11 protein-coding genes are annotated in these 15,292 nt (G+C 60.0%); 6 read left to right on the top strand and 5 right to left on the bottom strand.

The window, feature by feature from the left end; all coding sequences use genetic code 11:
* The first annotated feature begins 245 nt into the window (after positions 1-245).
* Both DW171_RS09065 and DW171_RS09060 read left to right on the top strand, forming a co-directional pair.
* Positions 246-1,583: a prolyl oligopeptidase family serine peptidase gene (locus tag DW171_RS09065; protein WP_118271015.1), complete on the top strand. Its 1,338-nt coding sequence runs from the start codon at positions 246-248 to the stop codon at positions 1,581-1,583.
* 267 nt (positions 1,584-1,850) lie between these two features.
* Positions 1,851-3,362, top strand: a complete 1,512-nt coding sequence (locus DW171_RS09060; protein ID WP_118271014.1) for a nucleoside hydrolase-like domain-containing protein — start codon at positions 1,851-1,853, stop codon at positions 3,360-3,362.
* 302 nt (positions 3,363-3,664) lie between these two features.
* Here the strand turns inward: DW171_RS09060 and DW171_RS09055 are convergent, their stop codons facing one another.
* Together DW171_RS09055 and DW171_RS09050 are read right to left on the bottom strand one after the other, a co-directional pair.
* Complete coding sequence (locus DW171_RS09055; RefSeq protein ID WP_118271013.1) at positions 3,665-5,086, bottom strand: PTS transporter subunit EIIC; 1,422 nt, start codon at positions 5,084-5,086, stop codon at positions 3,665-3,667.
* A gap of 158 nt (positions 5,087-5,244) precedes the next feature.
* Positions 5,245-6,087, bottom strand: a complete 843-nt coding sequence (locus DW171_RS09050) for a PRD domain-containing protein (protein ID WP_158571048.1) — start codon at positions 6,085-6,087, stop codon at positions 5,245-5,247.
* Between the two features lie 587 nt (positions 6,088-6,674).
* Between DW171_RS09050 and DW171_RS09045 the strand changes: the two genes are divergently transcribed.
* The 4 genes from DW171_RS09045 (at position 6,675) to DW171_RS09030 (ending at position 10,972) form a co-directional block, all read left to right on the top strand.
* On the top strand, positions 6,675-7,412 hold the full coding sequence (locus DW171_RS09045) for a DUF4428 domain-containing protein (protein WP_118271011.1): 738 nt from the start codon (positions 6,675-6,677) through the stop codon (positions 7,410-7,412).
* 24 nt (positions 7,413-7,436) lie between these two features.
* Positions 7,437-8,759, top strand: a complete 1,323-nt coding sequence (locus DW171_RS09040; protein WP_118271010.1) for a hypothetical protein — start codon at positions 7,437-7,439, stop codon at positions 8,757-8,759.
* 48 nt (positions 8,760-8,807) lie between these two features.
* A complete protein-coding gene (locus tag DW171_RS09035; protein ID WP_118271009.1) occupies positions 8,808-10,049 on the top strand; it encodes an SPFH domain-containing protein in 1,242 nt (413 codons plus the stop codon).
* A gap of 80 nt (positions 10,050-10,129) precedes the next feature.
* Positions 10,130-10,972 carry a hypothetical protein gene (locus DW171_RS09030; protein ID WP_089573533.1) on the top strand — a complete coding sequence of 281 codons (843 nt, stop codon included), beginning with the start codon at positions 10,130-10,132 and terminating at the stop codon, positions 10,970-10,972.
* 190 nt (positions 10,973-11,162) lie between these two features.
* On the opposite strand, the gene DW171_RS09025 is transcribed toward DW171_RS09030, so the two are convergent.
* The 3 genes from DW171_RS09025 to DW171_RS09015 are packed head-to-tail and all read right to left on the bottom strand — an operon-like array spanning position 11,163 to position 15,078.
* Complete coding sequence (locus DW171_RS09025) at positions 11,163-11,786, bottom strand: response regulator transcription factor (protein ID WP_118271008.1); 624 nt, start codon at positions 11,784-11,786, stop codon at positions 11,163-11,165.
* Positions 11,783-13,282 carry a sensor histidine kinase gene (locus tag DW171_RS09020; protein WP_118271007.1) on the bottom strand — a complete coding sequence of 500 codons (1,500 nt, stop codon included), beginning with the start codon at positions 13,280-13,282 and terminating at the stop codon, positions 11,783-11,785. Before DW171_RS09020 ends, DW171_RS09025 begins: the two co-directional genes overlap by 4 nt.
* The gene (locus DW171_RS09015; RefSeq protein WP_158571047.1) at positions 13,279-15,078 is read right to left on the bottom strand and encodes a histidine kinase N-terminal 7TM domain-containing protein; all 1,800 of its coding nucleotides are present in this window, start codon (positions 15,076-15,078) and stop codon (positions 13,279-13,281) included. The genes DW171_RS09020 and DW171_RS09015 overlap by 4 nt, the downstream gene beginning before the upstream one ends.
* Positions 15,079-15,292: the final 214 nt, after the last annotated feature.

Below are 15,292 nucleotides of genomic sequence, written 5' to 3'. Positions count from 1 at the left end.
TGACCCTCTATTGATATATAGCCATTTACGTGGGATTTTATTTTGATGAACACCTCACCGATCTGTTAACTCATCAACAGAATCCCTGCTAGAAGCTAGTAAACATATGTTTAGTAGTTCACGACGTGTTCAATTTTGCCGTTTACCGAGTTCATCTGGTTATTCTTCAATTCTAGATTACACTAAACATGTTTAGTTTGTATTGCCGCAGATGCCAGGCATTCGCGGCGTAAGGGAGGCAGCTCATGGAGCTCAAATTGTGTACCTACGCAACCGTCACCACCTTGGGCGACTTTGGCCCCTGGATCAGCAAGGTCGTACTCGACCTGCCCTGCACCGTGCGCGCCAACGACATCGACGCGAACACCTTCCATATATATGTAGAGCGTCACGAGCGCTCGGGCGAGGTTCTGATGCGCAAGGAGCGCGGCGCCGACCATGCCGCGCCCTCCGTGGGTTACATCGACATTCTCGCCGCATATCCGTGCGACGAGAACGGACGTAAGCTCGCCGTGGGCACCCATGTGGCGCTCGAGGTCGCCGAGCAGCGCCTGACCAAGACCATCGAAGGCGGCGTCATGGGCTCGCGCATGCTCGATGACCAGCTGCGCATCACGCAGCTCACAGCTCTTCCCGGCAACGACGGCGACGATCCCACCTGCGGCCTGGTCTTCGACACCTGCCGTGGCGATATCTGCCCCGCGCTCCAAGGCTGGAGCAACGCCACGCAAAAGACCGCCGTCGACGGCATCGCGCTCGAATACGGCTTCTTTGAGCCCAGCTTTAAGGCCGAAGACTCGGCATGCTTCAACCCCTTTGCGCCCGAGGCGACGGTCGTGCCCCAAAAGGCACCGCTCGTGGTGTATCTGCACGGTGCCGGCGAGGGCAAGGGCGCCACGCAAGGCGAAGGCGCTACGCGCGCCTATATCGGCAACCGCGTGACGGCCATTAGCCAGGCGCAGATCCAGCGCTACTTTGGCGGCTTTGCCTGGGTGCTCGTGCCGCAGTCGCCCACGTTTTGGATGGACAACGGCGTCGAGCAACTCGGTCGCTCCAACCAGAGCATCTACTCCTCCGTGCTCAAGGCGCTTATCGACGAGTTTGTCGCCGAGCATGCCGACCGCATCGACACCGACCGCATCGTGGTCGCCGGTCTTTCCAACGGCGGCTTTATGACCCTGCGCCTGTGCGCCGACTACCCCGATTTCTTCGCCGCGGGCCTTCCCTGCTGCGCCCCGTGGTACAACGCCACGGACGAGGACGTGGCCGCGCTCGCCAAGACGCCGCTGTGGTTTACGCACTCCAAGGGCGACGAGCTTGTGTCACCGCAACAGACCGTGCTGCCGCTCACGGCGCGCCTGCGCGGTGCCGGCGCCAACGTGCATCTCACCTACTTTAGCCATGTCGAGGACCTGACCGGCGTGTATCGCGAGGCCGACGGCTCGGCCAAGAAGACGTTCAACCACGGCGTGTGGATCCACCAATTCAACGACCTGTGTTATCAAGACTTCGACGGGGGCAACGTACTCATCGACGGCGAGCCGGTGGGCTGCTGGGAGTGGTCGGCCAGGGTTTCGAGGTAACCATCCCATCGGGGGCTCTGACCTTTAGTTTTGTAAACGTCCTCGCGCATGAGCCCCGCTTATCCTGCTCCTTCGGAGCATCGGATAAGCGGGGCTCGCGCTGCGGAATGTTTACAAAACTAAAGGTCAGAGCCCCCCTAAGTTAACGTTGTTCGAAACGCTGGTCGGCCGCTTCCGGCGGGCCGCCGGGTCGCGGGCGATGGGGGCGTGGGTCCCGTCTTGCCTTGCGCGTAACTGGCTGAATTGATTTTGATTGGAGCTGTTCCTATGTCCCAGAAGTTGACTCGGGTGATTGTTACCACTGATATGGAAGTCGATGATATGAACTCGCTTGTTCATTTGGCTCTGTATCTCAACTTGCTTGATGTTCAGGCTGTGGTGTATACGGCTTCGCAGTATCACTTTCTTGGGGATGGGGTTCATACGCTCGGCGAGGTGAATTCGCATTGGCGGACCAAAGGGCGGCGCTCTTATGAGTGGGCTGTTGTGCCTCATGAGCCCGATCCGCTGGCTGGCGAGCTTCGTGAGTATCGGCCGTTTCCCGAGCATTGGATTGAGAGTCTCTGGAGTAATGAATATACCCAGGCTTGGCCGCAGTTGCAAGCAAATGCGGCCGCTGCCGGTGAGCCGCCGTTTCCCACGCCCGCCCAGATGATCGAGCGCACCTTTGTGGGAAATGTTGCCTTTGAGGGTGATGTGACTGAGGAAACTGAGGGGTCTCGCGTAATTGCGCAGGCGATTTTAGATGATGATCCGCGTACGTTATGGTTGCTCAGCTGGGGTGGTATGAATACGATCGTTCGCGCCCTCATGAGTATTGCCGAGCGCTATCGCGCCACACCCGAGTGGCCCGCCGTACAGCAGCGGGTCTATCAGAAGGTGCGCGTGATGGGCGTTGCCGATGGCGTGGGACAGGACAACTCGTGGCTCGACCATGGGCGTGAGCTCTTTCCCGAGCTCATCTTTTGGCGCGTGCCCTATATGTATGGCGGCTATGTCGACGCCAAGATGGCTCAGCCCGATACGCTGCCGTTGTTTCAGGCTCCTTGGCCCAAGCAGAACCTCACGCAGGGCAACGGCCACCTCATGGCACGCTATATGCTCTATGGCGATGGTAAGGTCTACGAAAACGAGCCCGAGCGCTTTCAGTTTGGCAAGCATGCCCGCCTGGATTGGGGCCTGGAAGGCATGCCCGCGGTACAGTTTGAGCGCGGCGACTTTATGGCCGAAGGCGACAGCATGACCTATATTCCGCTGCTTCCGTTTGGCCTGCGCGGTATCGACGACCGCGACTTCGATACGCTGCTCGGCCGCATGTTTCTTGATGGACGCCCCGATGCGAACGCGCCCACCGGTTTTGCCGCCCTCGGCACGCCCTCAGACGACAATCTCAATCCCTACCTGCGTGCCTATCAGGAAGACTTTGCCGCCCGCGCGCAATGGTGCGCCCATGATCCGGCCATCTGCTCGCATCCGGCGCATGTTGTCGAGGTCACGGCCGACCGCAGCGCCGCAGCCGGCGAGCGCATCGACCTTGCGGCGACCATCGTCGACCCCGACGGCAGGGGCTTCGATGCGCATTGGGATGTCGCCGTAGACCCGTCGAGCTATGCAGGCGTCCAGGATCTGTCGCTGTGGCAAGAATGCACGGAGGATGCCACTTTCATCGTGCCCGCCGACGCACGACCCGGCGACCGCTTTGTGCTCACCCTTACCGTGCAGACGCGCGCCGAGCGCCCCTGCAGCCGCTACGCCCAGGTCGCCGTGACTGTGGCATAGCAAGGGCGACGCCCACATTCGGCAGCCGCCGCATTCGGCAAAGAGTGTCCCCAGGCGTCAAACGAGCGGGGATTTTTGGACACCCAAATGACGAGAGTGGATAATCTCCCACTTTGAGCCTGCACACAGGCCAAAAACGGGAGATTATCCACTCTCATTCTGCGGGTACTCATTGGGGACGTACTTAAATGACTAGTCAGACAAGAACGTCCAAGTGCCAAAAAGGGGCACCGTCGGAATATCCCGGCGGTGCCCCTTGCGCTGAACTGTCCCCCAGAGGAGAAAAATACCTGTAGGAAGCGTTACTCCTCGTCAAGCTCGGCCTGGTCGGCCTCGGTGATGCCAAAGAAGAAGGCGAGCACGGCGGAGACGATAAAGGCCACGGCAAAGCAAATGCCAAAGTTGATGAGGTTGCCCATGCCCGGGGTGAGGTAGCCCAGGAACACCAGGAAGTTGGAGTTGGCGCCCGGCATACCCAGCGTCACGCCCAGAATGCCGGCGAGCAGACCAGAGATGGCGCCGCCGATAACCATGCAGGGAATCATACGCTTAAAGCGCATGATGCAGCCAAACAGCGCGGGCTCGGTCACGCCGCCAAGGATGGCCGAGATCACATAGCCAAAAGTCAGAGCCTTCTCCTCCTTGTTGCGAATGCGCAGCGCGGCACCAAACACGGCACCCCACACGGCAATCATGGCAAAGTTGGACGCAACAAAGATGAACTTGTCCTCGCCCAGCGCCATAAAGGTAGCGAGCGCCGGCATGATCACGGCGATGTGCATACCAGTCAGAACAAACAGCTGCCACAGACCGCCGACGATTGCCATGGCGATGTAGAAGCCGATACCGGTGCCCGCCATACCAAAGAGGACGGCGGAGAGCAGGTTACCGAGCTCGTTGCCGATAGGACCAAGCACGATAAGCTCGATGGGCACCATAACGACCATCGTAAAGAACGGCGTAAAGACGGTAGACAGAACGTCCGGCACAATCTTCTTAAAAAACTTCTCGACCCAGTAGAGCGCGGCGCAGGAAAGCAGGATCGGCAGAACCGTCTGCTGGTAGTTCTGCAGCGGAGCGCTGATGCCATAGACCGTGAGCGAGGTCTCGCCGCTCTGGGCAAGCGCCACGATGTCGGGGCAGATGAGGATACCGCCGCAGAACATGCCGAGCACCGGACTCGCACCGATCTTCTTGGCCGCGCTGTAGCCCAGATAGACCGGCAGCAGGTACATGGCCGCGTCAAACAGGTAGGTGTAGAACAGCAGGTAGGTGGGATCGGTCTCGGGCACCAGGTTAAAGACCTGCGGACCGATGAGCGTGCCGATACACTTGAACAGGCCACCGGCCATCAAGATGGGGATCAACGCCACCATGGAGCCGGACAGGTAGTTGAGGATGTTGTTGCCGATCACCTTGGGCGTGAGCTTTTGCTTAGGTGCATCGAGGTTCTCGTCGATTGCGGCGCTCTTGGCAAAGCCGCCCATTGCACACACCTCGTCATAGACCTTGGGCACGTTCTGGCCGATGATGACCTGGTACTGACCGCCCGACTCCTGGGCACCGATGACACCCTTGATCTTTTTGACCTTGTTGGTATCGGGAATACCGTTGTCCTTGAGCGTGAAGCGCAGACGCGTCATGCAGTGCGTCACGCCCGAGACGTTCTCCTTGCCGCCGACGGCTGCAAGCACGTCCTCGGCAATCTTCTTGTTGTCGGCCATAATGACCTCCTTTTCTCGCGGGACCCGCCCGCCGGCACCTCTACGGCACCCTCAACAACCCGTCGCCCGGCTGCCGCGATTTGTAAGGGGTATGGGGAGCTTCGCGGCGGCCTCAGGCCGGTTTACCTGCAGCGATAACCGACGCTGCTGCGGTATATCTACACCCGGGGGTGCGAGATACGATGAATGTGCATGAGCACGTATAGCTTCTCGGAGTCGCTGATCTGGCATCCAAAATGTTCCTCGATAAGCACGCAGGCGTAGTCGAGAACCTCAGCCGAACGGCCCATCTCGCCGCGCACGGTTCCGTAAAGCTCCGCGCCGTCGGTGTTCATGGGCTCACCGGTACGAATGCGCCCAAACAAATAGTGGATATGGGTAGCGAAGCGTGCAAACTCAAAGCCGTGACGGTCGACCTCGATTCCGTAGGTCTTCTCGATCCTTGCGATGATGGCGCCAATGAGACGTTCATCGTCGCGGGCCTCGGCGTCGGTTTCGGCCTCCTTCTCGGGCGCCAGACGCGCGTTGAGCAGGCACATGGCGATCCCCACGCCCTCGCTCTCTGCAAGCTCCACATTGAGGCCATCGAAGATACGCCTGAGGGCAAAAACGCCCACCTTGTACTCGATGGGATACATCTGCGCCACGTCATAGGCGAGCGGCATCTGCACGGTAATGCCGCGCTTGGCGCGCTGCAGGGCAAAAGTAATGTGGTCTGCAAGGGCGAGCACGGCGTTGTGACTAAGTTCGTAGGGGAGCTCCAGGTCGGCGGCCTGAATGATTTCGGCAGAGACCGCGAGCACGCGGGGCGATAGCTCTTCGAGAAGCGCCAGGTAATGTTCGTCCACGTTGTAGAAGGTGCGCTCGATAGCGGCGAGCGGCAGGTCACCCGTCTCCTTGTCGATAGCGAAGGCGATGCCCTTGCCAAACGCAACGACGCTTCGACCCTTTGAGTCGGTGCACATAACTGCGTTGTTGTTGATTCGCTTGACGACCTTCACAGTTCTTCCCTTCGGCAACGGCGTTCTACGGCGGCGCATGGCGTGCATGCGCGGGCGCAAATCGACGAGCCGCCCAATCATGCCTCGAAGGGAGTCGCACTCAAGCTGAGCTCTGACTGTTATTTAAGCGTCATTGAATCGCTTTAATAACGGAATTGTGGCCGCGGCTGGCGAACGGTCGGCATTAATCGGTGAACGGTCGATTCCCTGCGCGGCCGACGCCGCCTCCCGTTTAGAGGTAGCCCCCAGGCAAGGAGTGTCCCCAGGTGCCGGCACAAAAGGAACGTCCCCAAGTGCCAAACGAGCGGGGATTTTTGGACACCCAAACAACGAGAGTGGACAATCTCCCACTTTGAGCCCACAAGCAGGCCAAAAATGGGAGATTATCCACTCTCGTTCTGCGAGCACTCATTGGGGACGCACTTAAATGAGTAGTTTCACTCATTTAAGTGCGTCCCCAATGAGTAGGAAAAATGGGCCATGTGTCCCAGTTGTGGAGACTCGTTGAGCCGTCTGGGTATCGTGAAAGGCTGCGCACTCCCCCATCATCAAAAGTGACACACGCTACCAGTTGATGGGAGGCAGCCATGGGCTTCTTTGACAAGATGTTCGAGAAGAAAGAGTGCGCGATCTGCGGTACCGAGCTGGGGCTTCTCGGCAAGACCAAGATCAACGAGGGCTACCTGTGCAAAGAGTGCGTCGGCAAGCTCTCCCCCTTCTTTGGCGGCTATCGCTCCAGCACCGCGGACGATATCCGCGAGCAGCTCGCCTACCGTGAGGCCAATGCCGAGCGCCTGGCGTCGTTCAATCCCACGCGCACGCTTTCTGCCGGACGTACCAACATCATGCTCGACGAAGACGCGGGCCTGTTGATCATCACTTCGCAGAGTCGCTGGCGCGACGCCAACCCCGACATCATCGAGTTCTCGCAGGTACTCGGCTGCGATATGGATATCGACGAGCATCGCACCGAGATCTATCGCGAGACCAAGGACGGCGAGCGCGAGAGCTACAACCCGCCGCGTTACGACCTGGATTACGACTTTAATCTGACCATCCACGTCAACACGCCGTACTTTACCGAGATCAACCTGCGCGTGAACGACTCCACCATCGATCAGCGCGGTTCCATCGAATACCGTGAGGCCAAGCGCCAGGCAACCGAAGTTCGCGATGCGCTGGTGCAGCTGCGCCAGGAGACGCGCGACAGCGTCGTGGCCGCCAAGGCCCCCAAGACCGCGGTCACCTGCCCCTTCTGCGGCGCAACCACCATTCCCGATGCCAGCGGGCGCTGCGAATACTGCGGCGGCGCTATCGGCGCATAGCACCCGGCACGGAAAGGACCGATCATGGCCTTCGAGAGCGTCAACTATCAGTGCCCCGCGTGTGGCGGCCCCCTTCACTTTGCCAGTGCCGAGCAAAAGCTCGTCTGCGACTACTGCGACTCGCGTTTTGAAGTCGAAGAAGTCGAGGCCCTCTATCGCGAGCGCCAGGACAAGGCAGATGCCAAAGCCGATGCCGCAGCAGCAGCTCCCAAACCTGCTGTCGACGGTGCCGTGCAGGAGCTTGCCCAAAACGCCGGCTACATCTGCTCGTCGTGCGGCGCCGAGCTCGTGTCCGATGGCACTGTCGCCGTTACCACCTGCCCGTACTGCGGCAACTCCACCGTGGCACCCGGCCAGCTCTCGGGAGATTTCTCGCCCGATCTGGTGATCCCGTTTAAGCTCGGACGCGACGATGTCATGGCCGCGCTCAAGGAACACTACAAGGGCAAGATCTTACTGCCCAAGAGTTTTGTCACCGGCAACCACATCGACGAGGTCCAAGGCGTCTACGTGCCGTTTTGGCTCTACGGTGCCCACGTGGACGGCGAAGTGCACTTCGACGCGACCAACGAGACCGTGACCGAGGAATCCGACCGCACCGTCACGACCACCGACCACTACGACGCCTACCGTAAGGGCAATATCTCGTTTGAGCGCGTGCCCGTCGACGGATCGTCCAAGATGCCCGACGGCCACATGGACGCCATCGAGCCGTTTGACTACGACGCGCTGCGCCCGTTCTCGGTCGCCTATATGCCCGGCTACATCGCCAACCGTTACGATGAGGATTGCGAGACGTGTAAGGCGCGCGCCGAGCACCGAATGGAGGAGAGCACAATCTCGGCCCTGCGCGAAACCGTCATCGACGAATACGACGACGCCACGGTCGAAAGCAAGCAGCTCGACTACACCTGGGAAGACAGCGACTATGCCCTGTTCCCCGTCTGGATGCTTTCCACCTCGTGGAATGACAAGAGCTACCTGTTTGCCATGAACGGCCAGACCGGCCGCTTGGTCGGCGAGCTTCCCTGTTCCAAGCCCAAGCTCGCTATCGCCTCGGTGCTGTTCTTTGTAATCGGATTTGCCCTCTCCCAAATTCTCTTTATGGGCGGGAACGCCTTCGATCCAGACTACCTCGCCTTTGATGTCGAGGGCATCCTCATCAACATCGTTGCGCCACTGATCATCGTGATTATCGGAGACGTGCTACTGGTAGGCCAGCTCAAGACGGCCAACGAGGCAACCCATGCCAATGAGTATTGTGGCGAACTCAACCTGACCGAGAAGCACGACACCTTCAGCCACACCGAGACCACCGTTGTCATGAAGGACAACAAGGACGATTAACCATTCTGACCAATACCACCCGGCCTTTGACGAGAAAGGAAGATCACCATGGGACTCTTGAAAGCTGGATTGGGTGCTGCCGGCGGCGTCATGGCCGACCAGTGGAAGGAATTTATCTATTGCGAATCGATGCCCGCTGACGTCTTGGCCTGCAAGGGCAGCAAGCGCACCGGCGGCCGCAGCTCCAACACGCGCGGCGAGGACAACGTCATCTCGAACGGCTCGGTCATCGCCGTCAACGACGGCCAGGGCATGCTCGTGGTGCAAAACGGCAAGATCATCGAGGTAGCGCTCGAGCCCGGCGAGTTCGTCTTTGACACCGGCAGCGAGCCGAGCGTCTTTAGCGGCAACCTGGGCGACTCCATCAAGGAGACGTTCGCCAATATCGGCAGCCGCTTTACCTTTGGCGGCGACGCGGGCAAGGACCAGCGCGTCTACTTCATCAATACCAAGGAGATCATCGGCAACAAGTACGGTACCGCCTCGCCCGTGCCCTTCCGCGTGGTCGACAACAACATTGGCCTGGACGTCGACATCTCCGTGCGCTGCAACGGCGAGTATTCGTACCGCATCACCAACCCGCTGCTGTTCTACACCAATGTGTGTGGCAACGTGACCGATAGCTACACGCGCGACAAGATCGACAGCCAGCTTAAGTCCGAGCTGCTCACCGCCCTGCAGCCCGCCTTTGCCAAGATCTCGGAAATGGGCATCCGCTACAGTGCCATCCCCGGCCACACCACCGAGCTCGCCCGCGCGCTCAACGAGGTCCTCTCCGCCGACTGGCGCGACCTGCGCGGTGTCGAGATCGTGAGCTTTGGCGTTAACTCCATCGCTGCCTCGCAAGAGGACGAGCAGATGATCAAGGACCTGCAGAAGGCCGCGGTCATGCGCGATCCCACCATGGCAGCAGCTAACATCGCCAGCGCCCAGAGCGATGCGATGCGAGCGGCAGCCGCCAACCCCAACGGCGCGATGGCCGGCTTTATGGGCATGGGCATGGCGGGCGGCATGGGCGGCATGAACGCCAGCCAGCTGTTCGCCGCCGGCCAGTCACAGCAGCAAGCCGCCCCACAGCCGGCTCCGACACCCGCCCCCGCACCGGCTCCTGCCGCTGCCCCCGCGGCCGGCACGTGGACCTGCAGCTGCGGCGCCACCAACACCGGCAAGTTCTGCAGCAACTGCGGAAGCCCCGCTCCCGCCCCGGCACCGGCCAAGTGGTTCTGCCCCAACTGCGGCAGCGAAAACGGCGGCAAGTTCTGCAGCAACTGCGGAACGCCCAGGCCCTAGCCCCTTTATCTGGTAATTGGCGGGGGATCCGCCACCCCCGCATTTGCTTCTATGGGTTTCGTTCGATAAAGGAGGACACCATGAAGACAACGTTCAAAAAGTCCGTACTCGCATTTCTGACATGCGTCCTTGCGCTCGCCTTTGCCCTGACGGGCTGCAGCGGCGGCGGCAAAGACCCCAAGGCCAACTTCGTCGGCAGCTGGGAACTCTCGGGTGGAACCCTGGAGGGCGAAGAACTGACCGATGAGTACATGAAGATGCTCGAGGATTGGGGTGTCCACTGCGTCCTGATTCTCGATGAGGACGGTACAGGCGCCCTCGACCTGTTCCTTGAAGTCGTCGACCTGAAATGGGAGGCAAAGGACGCCACCACCGTAACCATCACCGCCGAAGACGAGTCGCATGACATGAAGCTCAAGGACGGCAAACTCATCCTCGAAGAGGATGACGGCAATCTTGTCTTTAGCAAGTCAGACAAGGACCTGTCCGGCACGGTGAAGAAGGATCGCGAGGCGGCCGAGAAGGAAGAAGAGATCGACGAGGCCGTCGAAGACGACGACGTCCAGAAGATTGAAATCTCCCCCGCCGTCACCGTTGCCGATGACGACCTGTGCACCATCACCATCACCGAGAAGTTCAAGGACGAGTGGGGCGACATCGGTTTTGTCGTCAACATCACCAACAAGAGCGACAAGGACCTGACCTTCTACGCTCCCAGCGGCAAGACCAACGTCAACGGTACCATGAAGGAGCCTTGGTTCTCGGCTCACCTGATGCCCGGCACCAACGCCACTGAGGAATTCACGTTCTCGAACGGCACGCTCGATAGCCTTGACGACCTGGTCAATACGACCATCGGCATCGACGCCTACCTGACCGATTCCTACGAGGACGTTGCCTCCTACAGCGCAACCATCGCGTAACGGCACGTAACATCAGCCGCGGATTGGCGGACACATCCGCGCACACCAGACGGGGCCGCAGGAGTTGATCCTGCGGCCCCGTCGCCTTGCGCCGACAACACTGCCCATACAAGCAGACCGCCCGCCGTTTTAGATGCGAAACGGCGGGCGGTCTATCTTTACGGCGCCGGAACACGGGCGAGCGCGTCGATTACGGGCGCTCCATGTTGGGAACGATGCTGCCCTCCGTTACTGCGTGCACGGCCAGGCGCATGATGTTGTCGTAGCCGGTCTTGTTGAGGATCTCCGAGATGCGGCGTTTGATGGTGCCCTCGCTCATAAACAGCTCGGCCGCAATCTCGCGGCGGCTTTTACCCTCGCAGGCAAGGCGCAAAATCGACAGCTCGACATCGTCGAGGGCCGCCGTGCCCGAGAAGATGCTCTCGGGCGGCTTGGGAAACGTGCAGTAGCCCGCCAGCGTGGAGCGCATCACGGCGAATAGCTCGTCGATACCGACGTTCTTATACACAAAGCTATCGACGCCCGCCTCGCGCGCCTGGTCCACAAAGGTTATCTCGGGCATGCCCGTCATGATAATGACGCGACACTCGGGCAGCTCCTCTTTAATACGCGCCGCCGCCACGATGCCGTTGGAATCGTGCTCGGTGCACACGTCCATCAGTATCATGTCCGGGCGCTCCTTGAGCACGATGCCAAGGGCCTCGGAAGCATCGGCGATCGCGGCGACAACGGTCATATCGGGCTGGTCGCCAACGGAGCGCGCGAGACTCTCGCGCAAGATGGCCTGATCTTCGACGATTAACACGCGAATCATGAGCGTCTCCTTTGGTCCGTGGCGTTCGAGTTCAGCGGAATGGATACCGCAAGCGTAAAGGGCGGGGCGGGGCGGACTTCCAGTCTGCCGCCCAGATCTTGCGCGACATGCCTCATGCCTGGGATACCCGTTCCCTCGCGATACGATACGGGAGCCGGGGATCCGTCGTTGGAAATAGTCATGTGCGCGATGGTGCCAGCATCTGTCCCCTCCTGCCACAGGCGTACATGGACCTGATGCGCCTGCGCATGCTTGGTGGCATTGGTCGAGGCCTCGCGGATAATCTGCAAAAATGCGGCGGCGACACGCGCGTCGCTTGGCAGCTCGCCCTCCACATCGATCCGCACGCTCACCAGACCAAAGGCATGGACGATATCGCCCAGTTGCTCTGCCGGTTCGGTGTCACCCCTGCTATGCAAGTCGGCGGCAATCGAGCGCAGCAGCGGATCGATCTGCTCGAGTGACTCGTCATCCAGGCGCCCTTCCTCAAGATAACGATGGAGGATGGACAGGCGCTGACCGATCACATCGTGCACACGGGCGCGCATACGCAGATAGGCCGCATTGTCAGCAACTTTTTTGACTTCTTCGATCTGGGCTTGGAGCTCTTGGCCCGCAAGCTCAAGCAGGTGGTTGGCTTGCGCCAGGCGATCATGAGCATGCGCATACTCTGTTACATCCAGGCCGATAATGCGCTCGAAGAGGCGGCCCGAAACCATAACGTCATCGTGCACAAACAAGCGAATCTCGGCGGGAGAAACCTCGACCACAACGCGCGCCTCACCAAAGCGGTCCAGATTAATGCGCACGCGGTTCTTGCTGCTTTCGGGCATTTGCATGCTGAGTTTGCGCAGGTCGTTCCACGTACCGCTCATATCGCCTAGGTCGGTGGGCATATGAAGCTCCACCAGGTTTTTTCGCATGCAGCGGTTCATGAGCAGCGGACGGCCCCTCGGGTCCAGATACAGGATGCCCACGGGAATCACGTTGATGGTCTCGATCGTCGAGAACGCGGTGATATCCTCCTGGCGGTTACGGACGTCCATCAAGAGCGCCGCGATGGAACGGAACAGGAAGAACGCTCCCTCTGCGATAAGGACAACGGTCCACGCCGAGCCCATGGCAAAAACCACCGGCGGTGTAACGGCGACAACAAGCAGCAGCTCGGCCAGCATGACGGGGCGACGATAGTGCACCATAAGCACCACGCCATAGGCAAAGATCGCGGCATTGAGCCACAGCACTCCGCCCATTGCCCTGGCGCAAACGTCAAGCGGCGCCACCAGATACGAGCCAGACGACGCGAATAAGATGAGCGCTGAAATCATCAGGTGAAGCACAAGGCTCGCCTCGTAGGCGCAAATCACCTTACGGTTATAGGACGAGCGGCGCGATGCGATGAGCGGGACGTGGATCATCTGCAGACACGCAGCCAGGGCAAAGACAACATCGAGCGTAACGATTTGGGGAAGGATGAGCGAAATCTGCATCGTCACTCACCCGCCCTCGGCATCAAAACGATCATGCGCAGCTGGCCGGGCTCGCCCTCAAGGCGGTATGCCACGTTGCGCCCTTGCAGCGCACTTTCGAGTTCATGGGCGGCCGGTGTCTGAGACAAGTCTTCCTCATCGTTGGAGAAAAGCGTCGCGCGCAGCTCGACACTGCACGAGTCATGGTCGCCCAAGTGATACATGAGCGCCGGATGGTCGGTGGTGTAGGCAAAAAACGCAAAGTCATACACGCAGTCGTACAGGGCGCTTACCGTACTGGCGTGCATCGGGCGCCGTATGGCGATAATCGAGGCGCAATCGACATCGATGGTGCGCAGGTCGCTTGCGAGCTCGTTGGCAATGAGCTGAATGCGGTCGCGATCAAAGCCGCTCTCCCCGTGCTGCGCCAGCGTGAGCGACCCCTTGCGCTTGCAATAGGCGACGAGCATCTTGGCGCGCTGTAGCATGCGGTAACGCTCGTGAGAAGACGCTTCGTCGGTCAACGGCGGCAGCGAGCTCAGCAGGTCGTACATCCCTTCGAGCGCGCAGGCAAGCGCCTGTTCCACGTCTTGGACCAGCAAGGTCTCGGCCTCTTGATCTGCCAGGTGCGTCTTAAGGTCGTAGTCGGCCGTGAGCAGCTCGTTTTGACGCTGCAGCTCCATGCGACGATGCGCCAGCTCACGGTTAAGCTCGTTGAGCTCCGACACGTCTTGGGCAAGCAGGGCCGATCCGCCCAGCAGTGGAAAGGCGCGGTACATCACATCGGGATCGGACGCCACGGCAAAGGCGTGGGCGCGGCCGTGCTCCTGGGTCCACAACTCTTCGCGCACGCCTACCGGCATTGGCTTTGACACCGGCGTGGCATAGACCTCCTGCAGGTCGCGCGTTAGAACTTTGAGGTCGAGCGGCAAGGTGTCGAAGATGCCGGCGATGTCGTGATACGACGGAATGACACCGCAATCGAGACAGATTTCCATCGCCACCACGCACAGGACGCAATAGACGAGCGAAAAGTTGAGCCTCCATGCCCAGGGCACGCGCAGAGCATACGAGATGGCAAAGAATGCGCCACCCAGCAGTACGAGCGCCGCCGTGCCCGAGAAACGCTGGATGCGAAAGGATGAGGATCGACCAACCAGGATAAAAAAGGCCACAAAGTTAAAGGCCGTCCACAACAAGACAGCGAAATAACCCCAGCCGTACGTGTAATCATTGCTCCAGGTGTCGCTTGTACGGTCAAAGCGGAAGACCTGCTGGTGAAAATCGTTGGTGAGCACAAATCCGATAAGCAGGATGGCCACAATCCACAGCGCAGCGCAGTAGCGGCGACCCAGGCGGTGCTGTTCCACGCCCGCGAGGCGCAGACCACACAACTGGTAGAGCAGCGGAATGAGCGTCATGGGCACGTAGTACAGGTACCACAGGATCGTGGCGTAGACCGGTGTGAACGACTTGTATTTGAGGATTACCTCGATCATCCAGAGGGCGCAGATAGTGGCGACGGCAACAAGGCGGCGGCGCAAGACGTAGTCCAGGCAGCGCAGGTACGCCAACACGCCCCAGATTGAAAAGGCGATTGCGGCAACAAGCAACGGAAGAGAGCTCGAGTGGACGAGCGCATCCACGACCTCTTCGGACACCTCGCTATAGGCGGACACGGCGTTAGAAAGTTTGGGGTCGAAGGAGAACAGCGCCGGCAAGACTGCCAAAAGCATGAGGAACAGCGCGGTGATGGCGCCGGCGAAAGCAAAGACGCGGTGACGGTACGCCTGATGTGTTATGCCGACAAGGAATCGCGGCATGGCGAAGAGCCTGCCGCCCCTGGGATCCGCCACGGGTGCGGATCGGGCGGCCGCGTGGCCGATATGTCGCTCGCGGGTACCCATAGTGCTTTTAGTGTACCGACAGGCGGGCCCAAAAAGCGGGCCACATGTCCCAAAATCCGCCGACGGCGAGGGACGTCGCCAGCGACTAGTCGTTTAAGAACGTCCATTACAGTCGAAATTGTCAGCCCGG

Source organism: Collinsella sp. AM15-2 (assembly GCF_003471985.1).
Classification (GTDB): Bacteria; Actinomycetota; Coriobacteriia; order Coriobacteriales; family Coriobacteriaceae; genus Collinsella.
This window is presented reverse-complemented; position numbering and strand designations above follow the sequence as displayed.

Bases quoted from the DNA above. Each gene is read 5' to 3' on its own strand.
- DW171_RS09065 (WP_118271015.1), top strand. From the start codon at position 246: ATGGAGCTCAAATTGTGTACCTACGCAACCGTCACCACCTTGGGCGAC.
- DW171_RS09060 (WP_118271014.1), top strand. From the start codon at position 1,851: ATGTCCCAGAAGTTGACTCGGGTGATTGTTACCACTGATATGGAAGTC.
- DW171_RS09055 (WP_118271013.1), bottom strand. From the start codon at position 5,086: ATGGCCGACAACAAGAAGATTGCCGAGGACGTGCTTGCAGCCGTCGGC.
- DW171_RS09045 (WP_118271011.1), top strand. From the start codon at position 6,675: ATGGGCTTCTTTGACAAGATGTTCGAGAAGAAAGAGTGCGCGATCTGC.
- DW171_RS09040 (WP_118271010.1), top strand. From the start codon at position 7,437: ATGGCCTTCGAGAGCGTCAACTATCAGTGCCCCGCGTGTGGCGGCCCC.
- DW171_RS09035 (WP_118271009.1), top strand. From the start codon at position 8,808: ATGGGACTCTTGAAAGCTGGATTGGGTGCTGCCGGCGGCGTCATGGCC.
- DW171_RS09030 (WP_089573533.1), top strand. From the start codon at position 10,130: ATGAAGACAACGTTCAAAAAGTCCGTACTCGCATTTCTGACATGCGTC.
- DW171_RS09025 (WP_118271008.1), bottom strand. From the start codon at position 11,786: ATGATTCGCGTGTTAATCGTCGAAGATCAGGCCATCTTGCGCGAGAGT.
- DW171_RS09015 (WP_158571047.1), bottom strand. From the start codon at position 15,078: ATGCCGCGATTCCTTGTCGGCATAACACATCAGGCGTACCGTCACCGC.